A 23,414-nucleotide genomic window follows, 5' to 3' on the forward strand; every position below is an offset into this window, starting at 1 on the left:
ATTCTTCCTTTCCGTTCAAATAGTTCGCGCTTCTAGTATCGGCGGAAACGGCCGAGGCCTGAGTCCGCTATAGAAGAATGAACCCCAGTATACCGGCGGGAATGAGATAAAAGGAAAAGTAGTAAAGCTTCCCTCGCCGAATCAATCTCAAAAGCAAAACAAGACTCGCCATGCCGACGATAAAGGCCGAGAGGAAACCGGCAATAAGCGATGAGGGGGGGACCGTCGCCAGCAGAGATCCGACGTCGCGAAGTTCGAGTAGCAAAGCCCCGGCAATGGCTGGCAAGCTGATAAGAAAGGAAAACTCCCCGGCGCTTTCCCGATTCATGCCGGAGGCCAGGGCCGCCGAGATGGTAATCCCCGAACGGCTTATGCCCGGAAGGACCCCAAGTCCCTGGGCCAAACCGGTAAAAAGGCCGTGCCGAAGGCCGAGTCCTTCATAACCGATATTTCCAGAAAAGCGTTTCGCACCAAGCAATATGAGACCGGTAACGACAAGAAGGGCAGCAACGGCCCTAGGAAACCGGCCGACATCCAAACCTTCGAGGAAAAGGCCGAGGACTCCGGTTACCAGTGTGGCTGCAAGGATGATAAGAATCAAATGCAAATTCTGATTATCTTCTTCATCCCGTTTGCCCGTGATCAGATGGCCGAGAGCGAGGAACAGTCTTCCAACCTTTGCACGGAAAACCCATATAACAACAAAAAGGGTTGCAACATGAAGAATAACATCAAACAGTATCGGAACATCTTCAAGATCCATAAAGTATTTCATGAGAGCAAGATGTCCTGAGCTTGAAACAGGAAGGAATTCGGTTACCCCTTGTAATGCACCCAAAAAAAGTGCCTGTACCATACTCATATCGTAGCTCCTTCTTGTATTGTCAGCGTTTCGGGAAAAAGGTATCGACCGGCCAGAGGGGCCCCTCCGGAGAGTCGGCCCGGTAAAGATAGCGATAAATGGAGGTTGAGACAAGGAGCTTTCTTCCGTAATACTGGGTTTCGGCAAAGGGGATGGTCTCGGCAAACAGATCATCGGGAAGATCACTATTCGAACTACGCCAGCGTCTGACTCGTGTCAATCCCCCGTTGTAAGCAAAAAGCGCTTCGGAAATATTATCCGTACGTCCGGCAAGGTGAGCAAGGTACCAGGCGCCAATGGACAGATTCAGACGGGGATCATGAAGATCCTCATTCGAGGGAATCTTCAGCCCCATTCTGCCGGCAACATCCCTCGCTGTAGAAGGCATCAACTGGCTCAAACCAACGGCTCCTACACGACTGTAGATATCGGGAGTAAAATGGCTTTCTTCCCGAACCAGGGCATAAAAGAGATTCTCCTCAAGGCCTTCTCGTTCCGTCACCTCATGTACATAGGCCCGAAAGGGACGGGGATAAAGGATACGGAGCTCTTCATTGCCGCTTATCCCTCGCTCATTTGCAAAACGATCGAAACGGCGGATTGCTTCAAGATGATGCCCCTCATGGGAAAGTCCCTTTACCGTGTCGATGATGAGACTCCGGGGAGGAAGAAAACCGCAAGACTCCAGGCGAGACAGCTCCTTTTCGGCTTCGAGAGAAAAGCCGTGATCGAGCAGTCCCCGGATAACTCTCATGCAACAGGGGAACGAGGATTCTTCCTGTGTAGCCTCATCTCGACCTTCGGCTGCCGGATAAAAAAAGGCGTAATCGGCCTCCTCTTCACCGGAAAAGCGCTCCAAAGCCGAAGCAGCAAGAATACGATAGTAGCGCGCCGTTGTCCCGGAAGGAGGCAGATCGAGGATACGCCGAAAAAGCGTCTCTTGCATCCCGTCCTCGGGCAAAAGAGCAAGCTGGCGACCTCTGGCAGCCAGATAGTAGTATCGTGAGGCCGAAGCAGCGGGAAGATCCCTGCCAAGGGAACGGGCAATCGTATCGATCAGGGGCCACTCGCTCTGCCGGAGCAGTTCATCGAGAAGAGCACCAAGAGTATCGTCGAAATAACGGGGATCAACCATGTTGCCGAGGAGTTGAGGAATGGCGGATGCGGCACGATGAGGATCAGCGTGAACCAGAGAATCGAAACGGTACCACACAATACGCTGCATATGCAGGGAATCGAAGGAGGCCGCCTCGGCCGCGCTATCCACCGCCTCGTCGAACAGAGGAAGCGCATCATCGTATTGTCCGGCTCTTCTTGCCAGAAAACCGGCGGCCTCCAGGAGCGCCGCTTTACGCTCCGGGAAAGGTTCTACAAAAGGAAGAAGCTCAAGCGTATGATCGAACAGGAGCCCTGCGTCGCTACCGTAGCCACAATTTCTGACAGCCGATAGATACAGAGGGGTTCCGGCGATCTCTGCACCGGCATCGCGAATCGCTATAAGAAATGTCGAAAGCACCTCTTTTCTGCTGCCCCCGTTCAAGGCCAGCAGAAGATCGGCAATCGCGTGTATCTCCCTATCCCGAGAAAGGTGAAGAGAGCCGCCACCATTGATAATCGAGGCCAAACCTTCCCCTGTCAGCTCCCCGTCATTCGAAACGAAGGCCTGAAGCAGGGAGGATGTTTCCCGCTCCGTCTCATATCGAGCCAAAGCCAAGGTAAGGGCGAGTCTTTGAGATGATGCTGGGTCCGCGTCGAGGGGAAGTTCTTGTTCCGCGGAGGCAAGGATCTCCATCCAGAGCCCCAAAGAGGCTCTGGTTTCATTAATCATCGTACGTAAACGAAGATCGGGATCGATTTTCTCTCCAGCGGAAAGCGACACAAGCTTGTGCAAAAGAATATGCACCTGCTCGCCGTTCCCCCCGGCCGCAGAGGCTTTTTGCGCTTGATCAAAATACAGCAGTCCGAGCCGATACCGTGCTTCCCGTCGAAATTCGGGAGAGGCGAGGTTAGAAGCCTTTATGAAGAAGTTTTCTGCGTTGGTCTGTTCCCCACAACGAAGCTGATCCATCGCCACAAAAAAAAGGGCGTCTCCCTTCGTCTCGTCGGATAGCCGAACAGACGCCGTTTCGATATCTCTCGAGGGATAAAGGGCGGAGGTCCACAGTATAAAAAAAAGAAGAAGGAAAAAAAGCAGACTATTTCGTCGGAATAAATATTTTTTGTTCGGCAAAGATGATATCTGGATTATTGATGTTGTTTTCTTCCGCAATTTGTCCATAAAGCCAAGGGGTACTATAAAAGGAAGAGGATATGTCCCAGAGTGTATCACCCCAGCGGATTCTGTACCAGACCCCCTCGACCTCAACCCTCACCGTTTCTCTCTCGGGAACAGGTGCCTGCTCGACCGTCGCCTGCGGCACGGGAACAGGCACGGGAGGAGATTCCGCAACGGGTGCCGTCTGTTCCACCTCGTTTCCTGACGCCCGAAGGGGAAGAGCCTTTTCTCCCGGAAGGTAGTTCATCAGGCAATAGATAAGAAGCCCGATAAAGGCAAGGGAAAGGATCACAAGCAGGGTGATAAGCAGGGGGCGAATCCGACTTCTCCGGGGTACTTCCTCTTCAAGGGGATAATCATCAGATGTTTCGGAGAAAAAATCCTCGGAAGGAGGAACATCCTCGTCCGAATCACCATCCAATTCGTCAAAGGGAAAATCCGGTTCAAATCCTTCGGAAGGTTCCTGTGAAAGATCAAAATCAGGAATGTCGTACGCCGAGGGAGTTCCGTTGTCGTCGATTCGTACCGAAAGTGTCCGTTTTTCCCCGGACTGCCCCTCACTCGCCTCGGCCGTAAGGTTCCCATCATCGTCGATTCCAACGACCAGTTCGATTTCAGGACTTCCTTTTGCCGCGGCCGGAATATTTTCGATCAAAAGGCTGCCTATATAACTGGCACTCTCGATCTCTTCTCTACCACGATACAGATCGATCTGGACATTGGTTTGTCGATCATTTACCGTCGTCAAAACCAAACGCTTTTTGGCCCGTTTTCCCTCTTCCATGATGGGATAAAACGAACCGTCAGCGATCTTTATTCCGATCCTGGAATCTGCCACTGTTTTTCTCCTCTTCATTCCAAGCCTATAACCGCCACGAAAGCTTGTCAATAAAAAGGGCTTCCTTGACGCAGGACCAATTGCAAATCATAATACTGGTCATGGAAACCAATCTGTTTCTGCTGCTCCCCGTTGCGGTCGTAGCAATAGCAATCGTTATACTTTTCGTCATAAGCGCAGGCAAAAATAAGGGGAACGGAGACAAAAAGAACAAAAAATTCAAAGGTAAAGATTCCAATGCAATCATTCGGGAGGCAAACAAACGCCTCAGCCAGAATCCAAAAGATGCGGAAGCCCTTCTCGCCCTTGCCGAGGCACACTTTAACGACGGAAGATTCGACAAGGCGCTTCGTACCTATAATATTCTGATCGATCTCTGTGCAACCAATAAGGAACTAAACGAATTCGAGATCAACCTTCGTTATGCCATCTCCGCAATGAAACTTCAAAATTTCGAAGAGGCATATAAAAGCTTTTTGATCTGTAAGACGATGAAACCGGACGGTTTCGAGGTGAACTTCAACCTCGGTTATCTCGAGTTTAGGAAAGGAAATTTCGAGAAGGCGGTCGTTCTGCTTCAATCTGCGCGGCAAAAAGATCCGGAACACGGTTCCATGCTCAAATATCTCGGTCATTCCCTTTTTAAAATCACAAAATACAAGGATGCTGCAGGAGCCTTACGCAAGGCACTGGAAATCGAGCCGGAAGATAAGGAGAGCCTCTTTGTCCTTGGCCAGGTCTACCATAACCTTGGCCAAAACGATCAGGCCCTTCGAATCTTCAGCCATCTTCGTCCAGATCCGAATCTCGGCCCCAATGCGGCCCTCTACGCTGGAACCATTCATGTCGCTTCGGGTCAGTTCGATAAGGCGGTTCTCGATTTCGAAATCGGCCTGCGCCATAATAATATAAAGAAAGAGACGGCCCTGGAGCTGAAATACCGACTTGCCGCCTCCTATGCGAAAAAGCAGGATATGGGAAGGGCCTTGAAACTCCTTCAGGAAATTCAGAAAACGGCTCCGGGCTACCGTGATGTTCCTGCCCTGCTGGAAAAGTACGCGGAGCTTAATTCAAATCGAAATCTTCAAACCTATCTTATCGCTCCAACCAGTGATTTTGTTACCCTCTGCAGAAAATTAACGAACACCATCTTTCCCGGAGCAAAGGTCCAGATTACCGATATATCGGTTACGGGAAATGACTATGCCGATATCCTTGCGGAAATAAGTACCAGGAAATGGGAAGATGTGGTACTGTTTCGATATGTAAGAACAAACGGCCAGGTGGGAGAACTGATCCTCCGGGATCTCTATGCACGTATCAAGGAACTACGAGCAGGTAGAGGATTCTGTCTCTCGGCGGGAGAGTTTACCGAAGGTGCAAAGCAGTTTGTCGAAGCCCGTCTCATCGACCTCGTGGAAAAGGAGGGGCTTATGCGAAAGATGAAGGAGATCGATCGGTAAATACCAGAAGGTTTCGCTCGCCTTTCAGCAGATTGCCGGAATCGGGAATTCCGACAATGCGAAGATCTCCTTCCGGCCGCTGCCTTAGTTCCGAAAGCTGGCTTTGAAGCAGCTTTCGGGTTCCGGCATAGATAACGGCAGATCCTCCCGGAACCAGCCTACCTGCAAGGATGGGAAGGGCCTCGTTGACGGGCCGAAAGGCTCTGCACGTTGCAAGCTGCCATCGGGCCCCGAGGGTTTCGGCATCTACCTGGAGAATATGGACCCGATCGGCAACCCCGAGCAGGGCAACGGCATTCTGCAGGAATCCGGCCTTACGCCCCGAACGCTCCACAAGGGTGTATTCATACCGAGGCAGAGCAAGGGCAAGGGGAATGGCGGGAAACCCTCCGCCGCTGCCGATATCCACAACACCGCTTCCAGGTCCCGGCAGCAGGCCGGAGGCTTCGAGCAGGGGCAAAGGAGCCAGTGAATCGTAGAGATGCCGAAAAACAAGCTCATCGACCGATTCCATCTTCACCAGTCCCACCTTGCGATTCCAGAACAACAGCTCCTTCAGATAGACCTCACACTTTTGCGCCATTGAAGCATCGAAGGACCATGCCACGGCATCAAGCGCCTGTTTGATAAGCTCCCTCACCGTCTTCTCCTGAGCATCACCATAAGAACGGCTATATCCGAGGAACGGACACCCGAGATCCTCGAGGCCTGTCCCACCGAGAGGGGCCGTATCTGTTTCAGTTTTTCCCGTGACTCATTGCTGATACCTTCGATGGTATTCCAGTTAAAATCCGCAGGAATCTTGAGCCCCTCCATACGCTGAAAGCGATCCACCTGCTCGTCCTGCCGCCTGATGTAGCCTTCATAACGAATATCAAGGGCGGCACGACGGAGCCACTTGTCGGGAAACGCCTCCAACTCGGGCTGCAGCGGCACAAGCATATCGATAGAAACCTCAGGGACCTTCAAGAGATCAAGAAATTTCTTGCCCTCCTGACCCGAAAGGTCGAGACCAGCAGCTTCTGAAGAACGTAAACGCCTTGAGGCAAGGAGCTCCTTTATCGCCGCTTCCCCTTCGAGCCGCTTATTAAGGGCCTCCATCGCGTCATCGTTCTGTAATCCAATACGATGGCCGAGCGGCAAAAGCCGACGATCCGCGGTATCATGGCGGAGATTGAGGCGATATTCGGCACGACTGGTAAACATCCTGTAGGGTTCCTCGGTCCCAAGGGTAACGAGATCGTCGATAAGAACCCCCGCATAGGCCTCGGCCCGGGAAAGTACCAGAAGGTCTTCTCCACGCATCAAGAGTGAGGCATTGATACCGGCAAGGAGCCCCTGACAGGCGGCCTCTTCGTAGCCCGAGGTGCCATTTGTCTGACCGGCAATGAAGAGACCCGCCACAGCCTTTGTCTGGAGGCTGGGGAAGAGCTGGCGAGGATCGATATAATCATACTCAACGGCATAGCCGGGCCGCATAATAACCGCGCGCTCTAATCCCGGAACAGAATGGATAAACTGTTCCTGGACCCATTCGGGGAGGCTCGAAGAGATCCCGTTGAGGTACATCTCCTCGGTATGGAGCCCTTCAGGTTCCACAAATATCTGATGCCGCTGGCGGTCAGGGAAACGAACCACCTTGTCTTCGATGGAGGGGCAATAACGAGGGCCTTTACCGACGATCTTTCCTCCGTAAAGGGGGCTTGTTCCCAAATTTTCGGAAATCAGCGAGTGGGTTTTCTCGTTCGTATAGGTAATCCAGCAGCTGCGTTCCGGTCGATCTATCGTATCATGGGAAAAGCTGAAAGGAAGCATCAGCTCGTCCCCTTTCTGCTCCTCCATTTTATCGTAATCAAGGGAAGAGGCGGCAACTCTGGCGGGAGTTCCCGTTTTCATCCGTCCAAGGTGAAAGCCCTTCGCCCGCAGAGCGCTGCCCAGTCCGATGGCGGCAGGCTCTCCAAGGCGCCCGGAAGAAGCTTCCCAGCTGCCGATGAAAACCTTTCCCTCCATAAAGGTCCCGGTGGTCAAGACCACCGAGCGGGTGGAAATCTCTTGTCCGCGATCGGTCCTCACCCCGACGATCCTTGCCCCGCCTAAGGCAATGTCCCCTTCGATGACCAAATCCGTCACCGTATCCTGGTAGAGATCGAGGCCGGGCTGTTTTTCAAGGGTCTCTTTCGCAAGAAGGTTGTAGGCAAATTTATCAGCCTGAGCCCTGGGAGCCTGAACAGCAGGGCCTCGACGCTGGTTGAGAATACGGAATTGGATCATCGTTGCATCGATAAGATGCCCCATCTCACCGCCCAGGGCATCAACCTCACGAACAATGTTACCCTTGGAAAGTCCGCCTACCGCAGGGTTACAGCTCAATCGGCCTATGGCATCGAGGCTCTGGGTGATAAGCAGAGTACGGTGGGAAAGACGGGCAAGGGCAAGAGCGGCCTCTATGCCGGCGTGTCCCCCGCCGATGACAACAGCATCGTAGTCACGAACCATGTAATGAAAACTCCTATCTCATTTTCCGAGGCAAAAGCCGGAAAAGATTGATTCAAGAATGTCGGCAGAGGTCACCTCACCGGTAATTTCGCCCAGGGCATCCACGGCATCTTTGAGGTCCATGGCAAGCTCATCCCAGGATCGGCTGCCAACCCCTTCCAATACAGCCTGTAGGGCAGAGGAACAGCGGTCAAGAAGCCGTTTCTGCCGAAGCGAATCAACCACAGGCTCTCCGGAAGTCAGGGGAGCCTTGGCGCTCAGGCATTTCGCCATCTTCTTCTGCAAGCGGTCAAGGCCCTGTCCCGTTACGGCACTGACAGCGACTACTCCATCGTCCCAGACCTGGCAGCCAAGATCGCTTCTCGTCATCACAAAGATGTAGCGGCCCTGTCCCTCAGCACTTGTCTGATCAGCAAGCAGGGAGAACTCATCCGGAGAAGGGCCTGTCGTTCCGTCAATCAGATAAAGGACAAGATCGGCGGCATCCACAACCTTTCCGCTTCTTCTTATTCCCTCGACCTCAACAGGATGACCGGCATCGCGCAGACCGGCGGTATCGTAAAGGCAGACAGGAATCCCCGCTATAGTGGTCCATGCCTCGATATAGTCCCTGGTCGTACCGTGGATGTCAGATACGATGGAGCGGTCCTCCTTGAGAAAAAGATTGAAGAGCGAGCTTTTGCCGGCATTCGTTCTACCGGCAATGGCAACCTTTGCCCCTTCCCGGTAGAGACGCCCCTCCTGAAAGGTAGCGGACAAAGCCTCAACAGAGTGAAGTACCTCTGATAGAGGGGCAAAATCGGGTTCAGGAGCATCAAGGAGCTCCTCTTCAGGGTAATCGAGGAGAACCTCCACCGATGCAAGCACTTCGACAATCCTCTTTTTCAGGGCATCGATCGATCGAAAAAGCGAGCCGGATAAGCGGTCCATGGCCATGGCATGGGCTGCGGAAGACTTCGCATCGATAATCTCCGCCACCGCCTCGGCCTCGGTCAAATCAATCTTTCCATTCAAAAAGGCCCGAAGGGTAAACTCCCCGGGAGCCGCCTCACTGAATCCAACCTCGTAGAGGCGGGAAAGAAGGCGCTGTATTCCCGAGGGTGAACCATGGGTATAGATTTCAACGCTCTCCTCTCCTGTATACCCCCTCGGAGCATGGAATACCCCAAGGACCACCTGTTCTATGGGAAGGCCCGAAGCATCAAGCATGTGGCCATAAGTAAGAGAGTGGCTTTTCGCCCCGGAAAGAGCCGCCGGACGGGAAAAGGTTCGGGCAAGGAGATCGAGGCACCCCTCCCCTGAGGTCCGCACAACAGCAATGGCGCTTCGTCCCCAGGGGGTGGCAAGAGCGGCAATGGGACGATCGGTATCATAGGAAAGGTCTTTCATCTTCGATGAGTATATCCCGGAGGAATGCGATTCGCCAAGAGATAGGAAGAGATAGACTGATCTTGTTGACTCCATTATATACGTATATATATAATGGTTCATCTACCCAATACAGCGATGTACATGAAAGGAAAAGGAGACAGGCAATGGATGGATGTAACGAAATTCCTTTCTTAATGAGGCTTGCCCCACCGACGGAAATCAAAGGTTTCGGCTGTCTGCTGGAAGGATATCAAAACTATCAGGCACTCATAGCAGCTCTCGATACCGGTATCTGCGACTACCTCGGCGAAAAGGGCCAAAGCGATAAAGAAGAGCTTGCAAAGGAGACCGGTATCAACGGGATGTTTATCAGGCCTTTTCTCGCTACTCTCGTTGATATAGGAGTTCTTACCGTCGAAGACGGGGTATACGCCAATACCAAGGCCGCAACGGAGTTTCTCGTGAGCAGCAGTGCCTTTTTTCAAGGCGATCAACTGCGAACGGTGGGCAAGGGGCAATGGAACAAGCTCTCCGAAGCAATCAGGCGTAAAGAACCGAAGCTGAACGGTTTCTCCTCCGGTCCAAGTGGTGCTTTTATCAACGCGCTTGCGCAACGCAGTCTTCAGGGAGAACTCCAGACTATTGTTCGGACAATTACACAATGGGACGGCTTTCATAATGCAAAGAGGGTCCTGGACCTTGGGGGCGGTCATGGATTGTATACCATAGCACTTTGCCAGGAAAACCCGTATTTGCATGGCCTTGTTTTCGACAAACCGCATATAATTGAAACGACACAACGATACATCAGTCAATACAAAATGGATAATCGCATAACGGCAAAAGGTGGCGACATCTGTATCGATACCTTTGGTTCCGGCTATGATATTGTTCTCATCTCTCATCTCCTCTATAAATTTCGCAAAAATCTCGAGCCGATTTTTAATAAGGTGTATGACGCACTCAAGCCTGGGGGACTGTTAGTTAGCAACCACTGGTTCTGCGCCCCAGGATGCAAGCCGGGAAGCCATGGGGTCGAAGAACTTGCAAAGGCACTTCAAAGCTTCGGACATCCCCTTTGCCATGTCGAAGAATTCGGTGCCTTGTTCGAAAAAAAAGGATTTCGAGTTATTGCCTCGTCTGATGTCCCGACCCCTTACGGGAATTCACGTCTTCACTTAGCAGTGAAGGACCAGGACCTTCCCTGCAAGAGGACGGCGGAAGAACGTGCGTGCTGTTGCCGATCATAGTGAACGACGTAAAACACAAAGAGGACCAGATGGAAACAAAAAAGAGAAAGATGATTCTGGAGGAGACGATAGAGACGATACGGTCGCAACTTGGAAGCGAGATGGACTCGATTACCGTTGAAAGGGCGGTAATAGGCCTCTTTTTTTCAGGCGTAAGACTTTCAACCGGAGACGGAGGCATTTGCTTTACCCCGGTTAAGGAGATTCCGGAGGCGGTCTGTTGCCCCAGCTCGGCTCGGGCAATCCCGGGGGCCGGTAAACTAGCACATCAGCCGGTGAGCTACTATCTTGACGAAATGGATCAGAACGCCCCTTTAAAAAAGGCCCTTGGAATTGCCGTTCTCAATGCCCTTTCCACCAGTTGCTGGCATAGGAAAACACCAAAAGAATATGGCTTCGATCTTGGTATAGACCCTTTGGAAGGGGCCTCCATCCCGGAAGATGCCTATGTCGTTGTCATAGGAGCCCTTGTACCCTATATCAAGATGTTGAAGGCAAGAGGAAAGCCTTTTTGTATCCTGGAAAAAGATGCACGTACGCTAAAGGCCGACGAGATGCGCTACTATGTTCCCCCGGAACACGCAAACGAGGAGATCTCAAAGGCTGACTGGCTCATTATCACCGGCACAACCCTGATTAACGATACCCTTGAGGACATTCTCGATCACTGTCGTTCCGATGCAAACATCACCCTCGTAGGGCCGACGGCAAGCATGTTACCGGATGCCTTTTTCCGTCGGGGAATCGATAGCATCGGAGGCATCATCGTCACCGATCCCGATAGACTTCTGGACACATTGATAGAGGCGGGCTCGGGATATCATTTCTACGGAAAATCGGCCGAACGCCTCGTTATCAGACGCTATACAGTAGCAATACAATGAAAAGGAGTTTCGTATGAAAGAGAAAAAGAAAGTTCAGGGGGATAATCGATACAAAATCTTGATTCTGTCTCTGACATTTTTTTTGCTTGCCGTTTGTATCCAAGAGAAAGCAGAGGCCCAAGCGCTTACCAAAACGGTTGTGGATATGGGCGGAAATGAAGTCACCGTGCCCAAGAACGTCAATAGAATTGTCATCACCTGTTATGGGGGTGCCACCCATGAAATTGCAGCCCTCGGAGGAGCTGAAAAAATAGTAGGTCAACCATCAATGCTACGTTTTCCAACCCTTGTTCGTATGTATCCCGGTTTTAAAAAAACCGTCGATCCCGGGTCGTTTAATAACGTAAACATCGAAGAGATCCTTAACCTGAAACCGGATGTCGTTATCGCAAGCCTTACAGCAGAACAGGGAAATCGAAAAATAGTCGAGGCAGGAATTCCTGTTATTAGGGTTTATACCGGCAGAGCCAATGACCCATCGGACAGTAAACGGGAATTCTTGATGATTGGAGAATTACTGAACAGCAAACGGCAAGCTGAAGAACTGGTTGAATTTTGGGACCGACAGCTACAGATAATAGAAGAGAGAACCGCTGATATACCGCAGGGGATGCGGAAACGAGTTTACTATCTTCTCGGTTCCCTGACGCATACCAACGGGAGTGCATGGTGGGGTGAGACGCTGATCACTAGTGCAGGAGGCATCAATGTAGCACATGAGATCGGGAAGCTTAGAGATATCACCGTTGAACAGCTGCTCGGCTGGAACCCGGACGTAATGATTCTAAGTAGCAATGAGGGCAAATTCGTTCCTGTAGAAGAGGTCATGAACAACGGTCAATTACAGGGAGTCAGGGCCGTTATCGACGGCGCCGTATACCTCTGTCCCGTCGGCACCTTCTGGTGGGACAGACCAGCCCCCGAAGCCATTCTCGGTATTACCTGGCTGGCCCAAACCCTTTATCCGGAACGCTTCGGGGATATCGATCTGGAAAAGCTTTCCCAAGATTTCTATCACCGATTTTATGGCTATAGGCTGAGTCATGACGAGTTTGCATCGTTCATAACTCCCCAAGATTGACCATAGGATATTACTGAGACACGTACCGCGTGAAAACTATTATGCAGACATCCACAAATCGTAAGAAAATCGTGTGGGCTTTACTTGTCATCCTGCCGATCGTACTCTTCTTTTTTTCTCTGACGCTGGGACGCTATCCAATCTCGTTCACGACCTGCATCAAGATACTTGCTTCAACCATTTTCCCGATACATAAAAGCTGGTCGGTAACGGATGCCACCGTCGTTCTTCAAATACGGCTACCCCGAACATTTCTGGCCATGTGTGTAGGCGGCGCTCTCTCCATCAGTGGGGCAGCCTTTCAGGGAATCTTTAGGAACCCGCTGGTTAGCCCCGATATCCTCGGCGTATCGGCCGCCGCGGGATTCGGGGCAGCCTTGGCCATATTGATATCGGGAGATCCGGCCTTGGTACGCCTTCTTGCCTTTAGTTTCGGGCTTACGGGGGTGATGATTACCTACTTTCTAAGCAGGGTCTATAAAACGACCTCAGTCGTCATGCTTGTACTTTCGGGAGTTGTCGTCTCTGCTTTTTTCAGTGCCTTGATTTCGGTTGCCAAGTATGTTGCAGACCCATATTCCAAACTACCTGCCATAACATTCTGGCTGATGGGAGGATTAAACACCGTTAGTACTCGCGATATATGGTGGACCCTTCCCCCTCTTGTTTTGGGTATAACATTGTTACTTCTTGTTCGTTGGAGAATCAACATTCTCTCCTTCGGTGATGAAGAAGCAAGCTCCCTGGGCATCAATACGGAACTATTGAAAGCAATTGTAATTTTCTCCGTTACATTAATGACCGCCGCCTCCGTATGCATCAGCGGTATTATAGGCTGGGTAGGCCTTGTGATTCCGCACATCGGAAGAATGCTGGTCGGCCCCGACCACAAGGTGCTGCTGCCGGTAACGTTGATCATAGGCGCATTCTATTTGCTGGCGATGGATGATATAGCCCGTACCGTTTCATCGGCCGAAATTCCACTCGGTATTCTCACCGCCATCGTCGGTTCTCCCTTTTTCGGCTATCTGATTCGCAAGACAAGAGGCGGCTGGTCTTAGCACATTTTTCAGTACATGCCAAAGGCAACAAGATCTAAGGAGAAGGTATGAGCCCTAAACTAGGTTTATACAAAGGCAGATTCGATTATGGGCATCGGACCATTTTTGAAGACCTTAATTTCGAAATCGACAAAGGGGATATCCTCTGCCTTCTCGGAGCAAATGGATGCGGAAAGACGACCCTACTACGCTGCCTCAGGGGGTTCCTACCACTACGATCAGGATCTTGCCGCATAGACGGAACGGAGATCTCGATAATGAGAACATCAAGTCTGGCTCAGAAAATCGGCTTTGTGTTTCAAGATAACGGGGCTCCTTTCCCCTACCCCGTTATTGAAGTTGTTAAAATGGGCAGGGCACCGCATTTGAAGATGTTTTCATCCCCCGGTGCACACGATACAGCAATCGCCGAACAGGCCCTGGAGACTGTCGGGATTCCCCATCTGCGGGATAGGGAATTCACCCACATAAGCGGCGGGGAACGACAGCTTGTCGCCATCGCCAGAACAATAGCCCAAGGGCCGGACGTCATCCTGATGGACGAGCCGACATCGGCCCTTGATTTTCGAAATCAAACCTTGGTTCTGCAGGTAATTGATAAGCTTGCCCGTGCAGGATTGACCATCATCTTGACAACCCACTATCCGAACCATCCGCTCCTCCATGCCTGCAAGGTGGCCATGATGAACAATGGGAACTTTATTGCCTTCGGCTCCGCCGAAAGCGTCATTACGGAATCCAATCTGCGAAGAACCTATGGCATCGACGTACAGATTCTGACTTCGCAGTGCCATGAAGGCGAGGCCCCGGTACGATTCTGCGTGCCGAGACAAGATGGAGAAACATAGATTAATTCATCGAAGGCTATCTCCTTTTCGCTCTTCCCACCGTTTCTCATTTACCCCCTTGATGAGAAGCCATAAGGTAAATGCCAGTTCCCCCGGAATGGAGAGTATCACCACAATCTTGGCAAGCATGTCATCATACTGAGGTACCACAATATGCCCATAACTTTGGGCGAGATAGCCCAAGGCGGCAATAAGAAGCAGAATTCCCAAAATTTTCGGCCAAAATCCCGACCTGTAAACAAGGTACCCAAGCAGCAGCAGATGGAAACCGAAGAGTAGCCCCCAGATCATAATCACAAAAGCATTTATATCCATGAAAAGAAGAACAAGGGCATTCTGCTGACCGGGATCGAAGGCCGAAAGGTAGTTCTGCCCGCTCAGCAACAGCAAGGCAGGGACAGCGGTAAAGAGCGTGACGGCCTGTAGTATGGATTGGGCGAAACGGGCAAAAGAAGAAGCCAGTGCAAGCGGCCTGCTTACCGGCCGAAGCAGGACATAGAGCAGGGCACTCACCACAATCTCGATCAATACAATAGCGGTCTCGGCTACCATACCAAGACGAAATAAGAGCTGTGAGGAGATCAAATTGCCGATTGTTCCGGAAGGATCTCCGGGAACAAACACACCGCTTCTTCCCATGAAAAAGGCAAAGGGCCCAAGAAAGAAGATTACCAGATATAAGACACCGGTAATCCTGGCATATCTCCGGGGGGAAGTCTGGGGATACGGACTTGCCACTATAGTTCCTCCTTTTCACTAAGGTTTTGATCTATCGTTATGACAACATTTCCTTTCTTGTGATTCTCTCCGACATATCTGTATGCCTGAGCCGTCTGTTCCAGGGAATACCTTCTGTCTATGACCGTCCGGATTTTTCCCGCCTCAATAAGGCCTTTGAGGAAAATCAAATCTTGTGAACGCTCTATGGCGATTCCCTTTCTAACCGTCACATATCGCCCGTTCGTAGCGAGTGCCTCTTTTATTTTCGATCCCGGTATTTTCCCAACAGCATCAAAAATGATATCATAACGCTCACCACGATCAGCAAAATCTTCTTTGGTGTAATCAACGACCTTATCAGCCCCCAGCGATCGTACCAATTCCGTATTCACGGTACTGGATACACCGGTAACCTCCGCTCCGTAGTATTTGGCGATCTGTACCGCAAAGGTACCTACCGAGCCGGAGGCCCCAAAGATAAGAACCTTCTCCCGGTCCCGAATCTTTCCCTTTCTCAGAAAATATAATGCGGTAAGTCCGCCGACAGGCACGGCAGCGGCTTCTTCATACGTCATATTGCCCGGCTTTTCGGCCAGCGTTCCCTCCTGGGAGAGACAGAGATATTCGGCACAGGAACCAACCGGTAACCCGGTGGTCGTTCCGAAAACCCGGTCGCCTTTTTTAAACGAGGTGACGGCTGATCCTACAGCCGCGATGGTTCCCGCAAACTCATGCCCCGGTATGCTTTTCCGTTTAAGACCGAATATGATCCGCAATGGGAGCCAGGCGATGAAGGGAAGATTCTGGAGAAAAACGTCTCCCCGGGTGACGGATGCCGCATACACTCGTATCAGTACATCACGGCTCTTCGGAATTGGCTTATCCACCTCTTTGAGTTGAAGGAAATCTGGTGCTCCGTATCTCAGAGCTTCAATCGCTTTCATCGCCATACCCTTTTTTTGACCAATTGTAGTGTCAGGAATATTGGTGGTACAAGGATCTTAATTCCTTTTCTCATCGTCCATTGCACATATAAGCATACAAAATACCAGACAGCGGTGGAAAAGCAAGATTTTTTCCAGGGGAAACGGCACATCACCACCAATATTCCTGACACTATTAAAACATTAGTAATTTAGTAATATAAGTGCCATAGTTTTACCACAAAAAATCTATTATTTTATTACATAGTAACATCACGCGGAGAAGGCCAATGGCGCCCTTTACTAAACACCAACGCCATGCCGTTAATACCCAAAGGAAAAGCGAAAAGCATCAATGAACCAGTGAAAGGATAGTGTAGTCATCAGCCCCCATCTAAATTAAATCAGAGCCATGGGAAGGCCGAATACGATGCTGGTTCCCCCAAAAAGAAAAAGTGCACTCAGAGGCTGCTTCAGAAAAAGGTCCGGCACATGGTTCAAGCTATGCGGAACTACCGCCAACACAAGAGAAATCGCGATACCTGATTGGGGATGCCGGGAATAGCGAAGTAGGTAAAGACAGAAAGAGAGAATAAAAAGCCGAAACACGATCTCTTCGTGAATTGCAGGACTCAATGCAAAAAAGGCCACGGATTGACCACCGGCGGTAAGCCATTTATAGTCAAAGTGTTTTGAGCATGGGTTTGCGTATGAGGAGGTTCCATGAAAATAGCGGTTATCGATGGACAAGGCGGAGGCGTGGGAAAGGCTATTGTACAGGCGCTAAAACCGCATCTTGCTGAAATCGACGAATTGCTTGCACTTGGAACCAACGCAACGGCAACCGTTACCATGTTGAAATCGGGAGCTTCGATAGGAGCAACCGGAGAGAATGCAATCATCTACAACGCATCACGGGTCGATATTATCGCCGGCCCCATCGGAATCATCATTGCAAATGCATTGTACGGAGAAATCAGCCCGAAAATCGCAAGCGCTGTTGCGGAGAGTTCGGCTACAAAGGTTTTGATTCCCATCGATCGATGCCGGCTCATCATTCCCGGGGCCTCGTCCCGGACCTTACAGACCAATATAAAAGATGCCGTGGAGCAGATCATTGCCTTGATGTCGGAGGGCTCAAGTTAGGCCTTGGCTATCACCAGGATTCGTAACAGTAGAAAAGATTAATTGACAGAATCTCGCCGAAAATGGTAGCCTGCATGAACGGAATGAATCCGCGAAGGGGCACACGGCCTTAGGCCTATCCGATGAACGGATGGCGCTCATCATAAAAAATTTTCTATCAACGGTACCAAGAAGGACCTCACGGGAGATGAACTCCTTACGATTATGCTTAGGGAGTGAGGTATGTCTTGGGAAACTTTCACCGCCTCTCCGGCTACTGCGCCGAGGGAGATGCGGGAAGAATGACAATACAGGATAAATATAACAAGCTGTTGGAACATATTTCCGCCTATGAAAGGGTCGCAATCGCCTTTTCAGGCGGGGTCGATAGTACCTTCCTGTGCCGGGCGGCCATGGAAGCATCGTGCCTACGGCCCATTGCCATAAGCCTTGTATCACCTTTTATCCCCCACCGGGAAGTGGAGGAGGCAAAGGATCTTGCAAAAAAAATCGGTATCGAACATGTCTGCATCCAAGCCCAGCTGCTTTCCGAAACGGTCGCTGCCAATCCGAAAGATCGCTGTTACCACTGTAAAAGGATCGTCTTTACCACGCTTCTCCAAACAGCGGCCGGCTACGGCATCGGCACGATCCTGGATGGTTCAAATGCCGACGACCGCTACGATTATCGTCCGGGTATGCGAGCTCTGGCGGAACTTGGAATCCACAGCCCGCTTTTGGAGATAGGGCTCGGCAAGAACGAGATACGGGAACTTTCGAAAATCCTTCACCTCCCGACTTGGAACAAACCATCCTTTGCCTGCCTGGCCTCCCGTATCCCCTACGGAGATCGAATCAACACGGAAAAACTCAAAAAGATCGAGGAAGCGGAGGCTTTCTTGCGGAAAATCGGCTTTCACCAATATAGGGTACGGGTTCACGGCGACATTGCACGTATCGAGGTTGCCCCGGATGAGCGATTACATTTCTTCAATGAAGAGCGGCTGGATGAGATTTCAACAGCCTTGAAGCGGATTGGGTTTCTTTACGTCGCTTTCGAGTTATCGGGCTACCGGAGCGGCAGCATGAATAGGGCCATCGATAACGAAAATGACAATATAACGTATTAAGGAGTGTTACACATGAAAACCCTACATTTTGACTGTTTCGCCGGGATTTCCGGTGATATGACCTTAGGAGCCTTTGTCGATCTGGGAGTCGATCCCCGGCGCATACAAAGCGAACTGGAGAAACTCGGTGTGGATCACTGGAGTCTCGATTTCCACCGTGACGAACGCTGCGGCATCACTGGCACCCATGCCGTGGTGAAAGACCTGAATGATCACCATGACCATCACCATGAGCACGACCACGAGCACCACCATCATCACAGCCACACCACATGGAAGGAAATTCGCTCACTCATCGAGTCATCGAGCATATCAGAAGGAGCGAAAAAACGTGCCATCGATATCTTTTCACGAATAGCGGAAGCGGAAGCTCAGGTACACGGTAAAAGCGTTGAGGATGTGGCTTTTCATGAGGTGGGTGCCGTCGATTCGATCATCGATATTGTCGGTGCAGCCGTCTGCCTGGATATGCTTGCTCCTGAACGGATTACCTCCTCACCCATCGAACTTGGCGGGGGGACGGTCGAGTGTGCCCACGGTATTCTACCGGTCCCGGCACCTGCCACCCAGCTTTTGTGTAAGGGGTTGCCGGTGAAAACCGGTGGCTTCGATCATGAGATGACGACCCCCACCGGTGCCGCGATCCTGGCCTCTTGTGTGGACGAGTTTATCGAGAGCGGTAGTTTCACCGAGGTACGAACGGGGTACGGCATCGGAACCCGGAAACTGGAAAAGCCGAATATCCTTCGGGTTTCCTGGAGGGAAGAAGTTTCAAAGGATAAGGCACCTGCCTCTTCGGATAGCGATCCCTGGTTGACCGAGAATCTCATCCAAATCGATACGAACATCGACGATATGGACGGCGAAGCCATGGGGCATTTTATGCAAAGCCTTTTCGATGCCGGTGCCCTGGATGTAACCTTCATCCCCTGTGTGATGAAGAAGTCTCGACCCGGGACAATCGTCTCGATTCTCACCGATGAGAATCATGCCGATGCCCTGCGACGTTGCCTCTTTACCGGCTCTACAACAATCGGTTTCCGGGAAACGGCGGTGACTCGCCGCTTCCTACGCCGCCAAGAGCATACCGTGACGGGAAGTTTCGGAACGGCCCACGCAAAAACCTCTTTTTTCGGAGAGCGGGCCTTACGAACGAAGATCGAGTTCGAAGATCGGCTCCGTGTCGCCCGAGAGCAGGGCATCAGCCTCAGGGAGGCTGAGCAGCTGATTGCCGGGGAGCTTGAAAAGTGACGGAGAGGGAGCGAGAAACATCAACCGAAACGATTTTACGCTCGGTACAAGAGGGGAAACTCTCCGTACCGGAGGCGGCAAGGCTTCTTTCGGGTGGCGTCACGACGGACTTGGGCTTTGCGGTGATCGATGCCGACAGAAGCCGGCGCACCGGTTACCCCGAAGTGGTCTACTGCAAAGGGAAACGTATCGAACAGGCCGAAGCGATTATGGTCGGAATGAGGGATGCAGGATTGCCGGTTCTGGGGACCAGGGCCAGCCGTGAGCTTGCGGAAAGGATCGCTAGACGTTTTCCCGAAGCGGTATACGAGGAAGAAGGAGCCACGCTCACCATCGGCAGCCTTACCGATCCTGACGAACGGGAAGGGTTGATTGCCGTGGTCGCTGCCGGGACCTCCGATCGGCCGATCGCCTGCGAAGCACTCAGGACCGCGGAATTCTTCGGCAGCAGGACCCTGTTCATCAACGATGTGGGGGTCGCGGGAATCCACCGTCTCTTTGCACGCCTGGAAGAGATACGGCAGGCCCGGGTTGTCATCACCGTGGCGGGGATGGAGGGGGCCCTGGCCAGTGTCGTCGCAGGGCTTGTGGCGGTACCGGTTATTGCCGTTCCCACTAGCGTCGGCTACGGCGCCTCTTTCGGTGGATTGTCGGCCCTCCTGGGCATGCTCTCGGCCTGTGCTCCGGGAATCTCCGTAGTCAATATCGACAACGGCTTCGGTGCGGGCTACCAGGCAAACCTCATCAACCGGCAAAAGGTGAAGCATGGTTGAACAATTCGACTGGGCTAAGCTATGGATAGAGGCGCAGAAACGAAATATCGCATCGGGTCGCGGGGGCGAGTGCTGGCTGGCATGGGACGATGAAGGATCGGCGCGCGCGTACCGGATACGTTCGTCGCAGCAAGAAGCGACACAGAAACGTATCAAAGAAATCTGCAATCTTGCGAAACGTGATTGGCATGTTCTGGATATAGGAGCCGGTCCGGGAACCCTTGCGGTGCCGCTCTCCAGGTCGGTCGCTCACATCACGGCCGTGGAACCGGCATCGGGTATGGCAGCGGTATTGGAAGAGGAGATCGCCAGCAGAGGCATCACCAATGTCACGATCATCAGAAAACGCTGGGACGATATCGACGCGATCGCGGATCTAAGGCCGCCCTATGACCTCTGCATTGCTTCCTTTTCCCTCGGAATGCTTGACGTAAGCACAAGCATCAAACAGATGATGGCCGTAACGAAGCGCCACATCGTCATCTACTGGCACGCAGGGCTGCAGCCCTGGGATCGTGACGCCATCGAGTTGTGGCCCCTCCTCCATGGTCGTTCCTACGATCCTATTCCCAAGAGCGACATTGTCTTCAATCTCCTCTATTCCATGGGAATCTACCCGGATATACGGGTTACAAGGAGCCGAGGAACCATGGTATTCGGCTCTCTTGAGGAGGCCTTAAAACAGTACAGCGCCCGTTTTCATGCCCACAGTCACGAAAAGCGGGCAATACTCATTGATTTCCTAAAACGGCGAACAATACCCGACGGGAAACGTCTGGTCATGCCCCGCAACCATGTCGGTATGCGGATATCTTGGAACATGGAGGATTATCATGAAGCGTAGACAACATCCGGCCACCGGCGTAGCGGCCATCCTTTTTTTCTGCATTGTGAGTTTCGCAGTCGGTGCCCAAGAGCAGTACACCGTAACGGATATGAGGGGCAAGAGTATCACCCTACCTAAAGAGCTGGAGCGCATCGCTACCATCGACGACGGTTTTGTTGAGGCGGTTATGACCCACCTTGGGGTCATCGATAAGGTTGTGGCCATCGGTTCCTGGTCCATGAAACGGGACTATACCTACAGCTTCGTCACCGGTTCAGGAGAGCATTACACCTATTCAAAGGGGTGGAACACCATGAAGTATCTCCACCCCTGGCTCAACGATCTTCCCTGCATCAATTCGCCCCAAGGCAATATCCTCAGTTATGAGACCCTTGCACAAAGTAATCCCCAGCTGGTGATCCTGCGGGTCGGCGACTGCACGGTGGGTAGCGGGAACCGGGAGGCCGTAGAGAAAACCATCTCCACCATCGAAGCAATGGGCTTTCCCCTTTTGGTTCTCTACTCACCCAGCTGGTATCGGAATTCTGATCTGACCAGCATGAACGAAGAGATGGCAGTGCTTGGTCGCCTTTTTCACCAGGAAGATAAGGCAAGGGCCCTGGCCGCCTATCTTCACTCCACCATCGACCTTATACGAGAAAGAACCCAAGCCATTCCCGAGAGCAAGAAATCCCGCCTCCTCATGCTGGGGCTGAATCCCAATATAAGGACAAAGGGAGGGACAGGATCGGCATGGGGAATAGATACGCCGGAGTCCTATATCATCGAATCCATCGCTCATGCAAAAAATGCTTTTCGGGAAAACGGCAGGGGAAAGATCCTCAATATCGAACAGATATACGCCCTTGATCCCGACGTGATCATTCTGCCCACATCCAACGGTTATCATCCGCCCAGGGAAATCCTCGAGGGACCCGATTTTAGCCTTCTTTCGGAGCTGCGGGCCATCAAAAACAGGCGGGTCTGCGCCATGCCCTGGACCCCGATGAACTGCTCACGCAGGGTCGAATACCCCCTCGATATGTTGATCATCGCGAAGGCCGCCTACCCCGAACTCTTCAGCGATATCAAGATTCATGAAGTTGCTTTGCAATTCTACAAAGATGTCTACCACGTCGATGATGCAACGGCCCGGGGTTTACGCTCAGCCCAGTGGCTCGACTGGACCGTAGAAAATGACTTCTAAGTCGAAGAGTAGTGTCCAAAAGCTGACCATGATCATGGTGCTCATTCTTCTCCTGGTCGTCGGGGCCCTCTGGGCTCTGACGGCCGGCACCTACGATATATCGGCAGAGGAAACCTATCACATTCTCAGGACCAAGCTCATGGGAGGGAATGAAGAGGAGCTCTCCAAGCTTCATACGGTGATCATCTGGACCATCAGAACCCCTCGGGTCCTTCTGGCCATCATAACGGGCGTCGCCTTTGCCCTTTCCGGAGCGGCCTATCAGGCTTGCTTCAGGAATCCGCTGGTTGAACCATATATTTTGGGGGTCTCCGCAGGAGCAGCCTTCGGTGCGGCCCTGGGGATCATGTTTCCAACCATCATCAGATCGATGCAGCTCTCCGCCTTTGGCTTCGCGATTCTGGCAGTCGCACTAAGCTATACCATTTCAAAGACGAGGGGCAGGGCCCCGGTTATCACCCTCGTCATCTCGGGAGTGGTCATCGGATCACTTTTCTCTGCCATGGTATCGCTTCTGAAATATCTTGCTCCGGATGCGCAGCTTCGGGAAATAACCTTCTGGATGATGGGTGGATTCTACTATGCCACCTGGAACGATGTCATTCTCACGGCCCCCTTTGTGGCCGTTGTATTTGCCATCATATTCCTCACATCCTGGAAGCTGAATATTCTCTCCATGGGAGACGAAGAGGCGAGAACCCTTGGAGTACATCCGGAACGATACCGTTTGCTGTATATCCTGTCGACGACGCTGGTAACGGCCCTCTGTGTTTCACAAGTAGGCATCGTGGCGTGGGTGGGACTAATGGCTCCCCATGCAGCAAGGATGATATTCGGTGCGGACAATAGCTATGTCGTTCCTGCGGGGGCCTTACTGGGAGCGCTCTTCATACTGCTCTGCGATACAATGGCAAGGACAATCGCAAGCTCGGAGATCCCCATCGGCATCCTCACCTCCGTCGTGGGGGCCCCATTCCTGATCTATCTTCTGCGCAGCAAGGGTAAGACCCTTTATGGATAAGGAGAAGAC

General features: G+C 51.9%; 22 protein-coding genes. 13 read left to right on the forward strand and 9 right to left on the reverse strand.

The features are described 5' to 3' along the window. Positions 1–67 precede the first annotated feature (67 nt). From SPIRS_RS19275 to SPIRS_RS19285, 3 genes are all read right to left on the reverse strand, one after another. Entirely contained in the window at positions 68–862 is a 795-nt protein-coding gene (locus tag SPIRS_RS19275) for an undecaprenyl-diphosphate phosphatase (RefSeq protein ID WP_013256369.1), read from the reverse strand. Between the two features lie 22 nt (positions 863–884). Further along, positions 885–2,930: a flagellar assembly lytic transglycosylase gene (locus SPIRS_RS19280; protein ID WP_245537778.1), complete on the reverse strand. Its 2,046-nt coding sequence runs from the start codon at positions 2,928–2,930 to the stop codon at positions 885–887. A 127-nt stretch (positions 2,931–3,057) separates the two neighbouring features. Continuing rightward, entirely contained in the window at positions 3,058–3,975 is a 918-nt protein-coding gene (locus tag SPIRS_RS19285; protein WP_013256371.1) for an Hsp70 family protein, read from the reverse strand. 101 nt (positions 3,976–4,076) lie between these two features. Here SPIRS_RS19285 and SPIRS_RS19290 point away from each other — a divergent pair, with 101 nt between their 5' ends. Continuing rightward, positions 4,077–5,438 (forward strand): tetratricopeptide repeat protein, encoded by a 1,362-nt coding sequence (locus SPIRS_RS19290; RefSeq protein WP_013256372.1) that lies wholly within the window; start codon positions 4,077–4,079, stop codon positions 5,436–5,438. Here the strand turns inward: SPIRS_RS19290 and SPIRS_RS19295 are convergent. The 3 genes from SPIRS_RS19295 to mnmE are packed head-to-tail and all read right to left on the reverse strand — an operon-like array spanning position 5,407 to position 9,323. Further along, on the reverse strand, positions 5,407–6,078 hold the full coding sequence (locus tag SPIRS_RS19295) for a 16S rRNA (guanine(527)-N(7))-methyltransferase RsmG (RefSeq protein WP_013256373.1): 672 nt from the start codon (positions 6,076–6,078) through the stop codon (positions 5,407–5,409). The two genes, SPIRS_RS19290 and SPIRS_RS19295, sit on opposite strands and share 32 nt — an antisense overlap. Continuing rightward, on the reverse strand, positions 6,075–7,934 hold the full coding sequence (mnmG, locus tag SPIRS_RS19300) for a tRNA uridine-5-carboxymethylaminomethyl(34) synthesis enzyme MnmG (RefSeq protein WP_013256374.1): 1,860 nt from the start codon (positions 7,932–7,934) through the stop codon (positions 6,075–6,077). Before mnmG ends, SPIRS_RS19295 begins: the two co-directional genes overlap by 4 nt. Before the next feature lie 18 nt (positions 7,935–7,952). After that, entirely contained in the window at positions 7,953–9,323 is a 1,371-nt protein-coding gene (gene mnmE, locus SPIRS_RS19305; RefSeq protein ID WP_013256375.1) for a tRNA uridine-5-carboxymethylaminomethyl(34) synthesis GTPase MnmE, read from the reverse strand. A gap of 146 nt (positions 9,324–9,469) precedes the next feature. Here mnmE and SPIRS_RS19310 point away from each other — a divergent pair, with 146 nt between their 5' ends. Genes SPIRS_RS19310 through SPIRS_RS19330 form a run of 5 tightly spaced genes read left to right on the forward strand, consistent with a single transcriptional unit; the run spans position 9,470 to position 14,429 of the window. Continuing rightward, entirely contained in the window at positions 9,470–10,555 is a 1,086-nt protein-coding gene (locus SPIRS_RS19310) for a methyltransferase (RefSeq protein WP_013256376.1), read from the forward strand. Positions 10,556–10,584: 29 nt separating this feature from the next. After that, complete coding sequence (locus tag SPIRS_RS19315; RefSeq protein WP_013256377.1) at positions 10,585–11,439, forward strand: DUF364 domain-containing protein; 855 nt, start codon at positions 10,585–10,587, stop codon at positions 11,437–11,439. A gap of 13 nt (positions 11,440–11,452) precedes the next feature. Beyond that, positions 11,453–12,520, forward strand: coding sequence for an ABC transporter substrate-binding protein (locus SPIRS_RS19320; protein ID WP_013256378.1), 1,068 nt, complete (start codon positions 11,453–11,455; stop codon positions 12,518–12,520). A gap of 41 nt (positions 12,521–12,561) precedes the next feature. Next, positions 12,562–13,581: a FecCD family ABC transporter permease gene (locus tag SPIRS_RS19325; RefSeq protein WP_013256379.1), complete on the forward strand. Its 1,020-nt coding sequence runs from the start codon at positions 12,562–12,564 to the stop codon at positions 13,579–13,581. Positions 13,582–13,628: 47 nt separating this feature from the next. Beyond that, positions 13,629–14,429 (forward strand): ABC transporter ATP-binding protein, encoded by an 801-nt coding sequence (locus SPIRS_RS19330; RefSeq protein ID WP_013256380.1) that lies wholly within the window; start codon positions 13,629–13,631, stop codon positions 14,427–14,429. Positions 14,430–14,435: 6 nt separating this feature from the next. Here SPIRS_RS19330 and SPIRS_RS19335 read toward each other — a convergent pair whose 3' ends face one another. The 3 genes from SPIRS_RS19335 to SPIRS_RS19345 all read right to left on the reverse strand — a co-directional run bounded on the left by SPIRS_RS19335 (position 14,436) and on the right by SPIRS_RS19345 (position 16,723). After that, positions 14,436–15,167 carry a DUF4386 domain-containing protein gene (locus tag SPIRS_RS19335; RefSeq protein ID WP_013256381.1) on the reverse strand — a complete coding sequence of 244 codons (732 nt, stop codon included), beginning with the start codon at positions 15,165–15,167 and terminating at the stop codon, positions 14,436–14,438. Next, positions 15,167–16,093, reverse strand: a complete 927-nt coding sequence (locus SPIRS_RS19340; RefSeq protein WP_013256382.1) for an NAD(P)-dependent alcohol dehydrogenase — start codon at positions 16,091–16,093, stop codon at positions 15,167–15,169. The genes SPIRS_RS19335 and SPIRS_RS19340 overlap by 1 nt, the downstream gene beginning before the upstream one ends. Before the next feature lie 378 nt (positions 16,094–16,471). Next, on the reverse strand, positions 16,472–16,723 hold the full coding sequence (locus tag SPIRS_RS19345; RefSeq protein ID WP_013256383.1) for a hypothetical protein: 252 nt from the start codon (positions 16,721–16,723) through the stop codon (positions 16,472–16,474). A gap of 72 nt (positions 16,724–16,795) precedes the next feature. Between SPIRS_RS19345 and SPIRS_RS19350 the strand changes: the two genes are divergently transcribed. The 7 genes from SPIRS_RS19350 (at position 16,796) to SPIRS_RS19380 (ending at position 23,405) form a co-directional block, all read left to right on the forward strand. Further along, positions 16,796–17,218, forward strand: coding sequence for a DUF3842 family protein (locus SPIRS_RS19350; protein ID WP_013256384.1), 423 nt, complete (start codon positions 16,796–16,798; stop codon positions 17,216–17,218). Between the two features lie 227 nt (positions 17,219–17,445). Next, the gene (gene larE / locus SPIRS_RS19355; RefSeq protein ID WP_013256385.1) at positions 17,446–18,327 is read left to right on the forward strand and encodes an ATP-dependent sacrificial sulfur transferase LarE; all 882 of its coding nucleotides are present in this window, start codon (positions 17,446–17,448) and stop codon (positions 18,325–18,327) included. Positions 18,328–18,339: 12 nt separating this feature from the next. Continuing rightward, positions 18,340–19,578, forward strand: coding sequence for a nickel pincer cofactor biosynthesis protein LarC (gene larC / locus SPIRS_RS19360; RefSeq protein WP_013256386.1), 1,239 nt, complete (start codon positions 18,340–18,342; stop codon positions 19,576–19,578). Then, positions 19,575–20,351, forward strand: coding sequence for a nickel pincer cofactor biosynthesis protein LarB (larB, locus tag SPIRS_RS19365; RefSeq protein WP_013256387.1), 777 nt, complete (start codon positions 19,575–19,577; stop codon positions 20,349–20,351). The genes larC and larB overlap by 4 nt, the downstream gene beginning before the upstream one ends. Next, complete coding sequence (locus tag SPIRS_RS19370) at positions 20,344–21,195, forward strand: class I SAM-dependent methyltransferase (protein ID WP_013256388.1); 852 nt, start codon at positions 20,344–20,346, stop codon at positions 21,193–21,195. The genes larB and SPIRS_RS19370 overlap by 8 nt, the downstream gene beginning before the upstream one ends. Next, on the forward strand, positions 21,185–22,384 hold the full coding sequence (locus SPIRS_RS19375; protein ID WP_013256389.1) for an ABC transporter substrate-binding protein: 1,200 nt from the start codon (positions 21,185–21,187) through the stop codon (positions 22,382–22,384). Before SPIRS_RS19370 ends, SPIRS_RS19375 begins: the two co-directional genes overlap by 11 nt. Further along, positions 22,374–23,405 carry a FecCD family ABC transporter permease gene (locus tag SPIRS_RS19380; protein WP_013256390.1) on the forward strand — a complete coding sequence of 344 codons (1,032 nt, stop codon included), beginning with the start codon at positions 22,374–22,376 and terminating at the stop codon, positions 23,403–23,405. The genes SPIRS_RS19375 and SPIRS_RS19380 overlap by 11 nt, the downstream gene beginning before the upstream one ends. Positions 23,406–23,414 lie beyond the last annotated feature (9 nt).

The sequence above is a fragment of the Sediminispirochaeta smaragdinae DSM 11293 genome, assembly GCF_000143985.1.
GTDB classification, from domain to species: domain Bacteria; phylum Spirochaetota; class Spirochaetia; order DSM-16054; family Sediminispirochaetaceae; genus Sediminispirochaeta; species Sediminispirochaeta smaragdinae.

Bases quoted from the DNA above. Each gene is read 5' to 3' on its own strand.
- SPIRS_RS19275 (WP_013256369.1), bottom strand. From the start codon at position 862: ATGAGTATGGTACAGGCACTTTTTTTGGGTGCATTACAAGGGGTAACC.
- SPIRS_RS19280 (WP_245537778.1), bottom strand. From the start codon at position 2,930: ATGGATCAGCTTCGTTGTGGGGAACAGACCAACGCAGAAAACTTCTTC.
- SPIRS_RS19290 (WP_013256372.1), top strand. From the start codon at position 4,077: ATGGAAACCAATCTGTTTCTGCTGCTCCCCGTTGCGGTCGTAGCAATA.
- mnmG (WP_013256374.1), bottom strand. From the start codon at position 7,934: ATGGTTCGTGACTACGATGCTGTTGTCATCGGCGGGGGACACGCCGGC.
- mnmE (WP_013256375.1), bottom strand. From the start codon at position 9,323: ATGAAAGACCTTTCCTATGATACCGATCGTCCCATTGCCGCTCTTGCC.
- SPIRS_RS19310 (WP_013256376.1), top strand. From the start codon at position 9,470: ATGGATGGATGTAACGAAATTCCTTTCTTAATGAGGCTTGCCCCACCG.
- SPIRS_RS19315 (WP_013256377.1), top strand. From the start codon at position 10,585: ATGGAAACAAAAAAGAGAAAGATGATTCTGGAGGAGACGATAGAGACG.
- SPIRS_RS19320 (WP_013256378.1), top strand. From the start codon at position 11,453: ATGAAAGAGAAAAAGAAAGTTCAGGGGGATAATCGATACAAAATCTTG.
- SPIRS_RS19325 (WP_013256379.1), top strand. From the start codon at position 12,562: ATGCAGACATCCACAAATCGTAAGAAAATCGTGTGGGCTTTACTTGTC.
- SPIRS_RS19330 (WP_013256380.1), top strand. From the start codon at position 13,629: ATGAGCCCTAAACTAGGTTTATACAAAGGCAGATTCGATTATGGGCAT.
- SPIRS_RS19340 (WP_013256382.1), bottom strand. From the start codon at position 16,093: ATGAAAGCGATTGAAGCTCTGAGATACGGAGCACCAGATTTCCTTCAA.
- SPIRS_RS19350 (WP_013256384.1), top strand. From the start codon at position 16,796: ATGAAAATAGCGGTTATCGATGGACAAGGCGGAGGCGTGGGAAAGGCT.
- larC (WP_013256386.1), top strand. From the start codon at position 18,340: ATGAAAACCCTACATTTTGACTGTTTCGCCGGGATTTCCGGTGATATG.
- SPIRS_RS19370 (WP_013256388.1), top strand. From the start codon at position 20,344: ATGGTTGAACAATTCGACTGGGCTAAGCTATGGATAGAGGCGCAGAAA.
- SPIRS_RS19375 (WP_013256389.1), top strand. From the start codon at position 21,185: ATGAAGCGTAGACAACATCCGGCCACCGGCGTAGCGGCCATCCTTTTT.
- SPIRS_RS19380 (WP_013256390.1), top strand. From the start codon at position 22,374: ATGACTTCTAAGTCGAAGAGTAGTGTCCAAAAGCTGACCATGATCATG.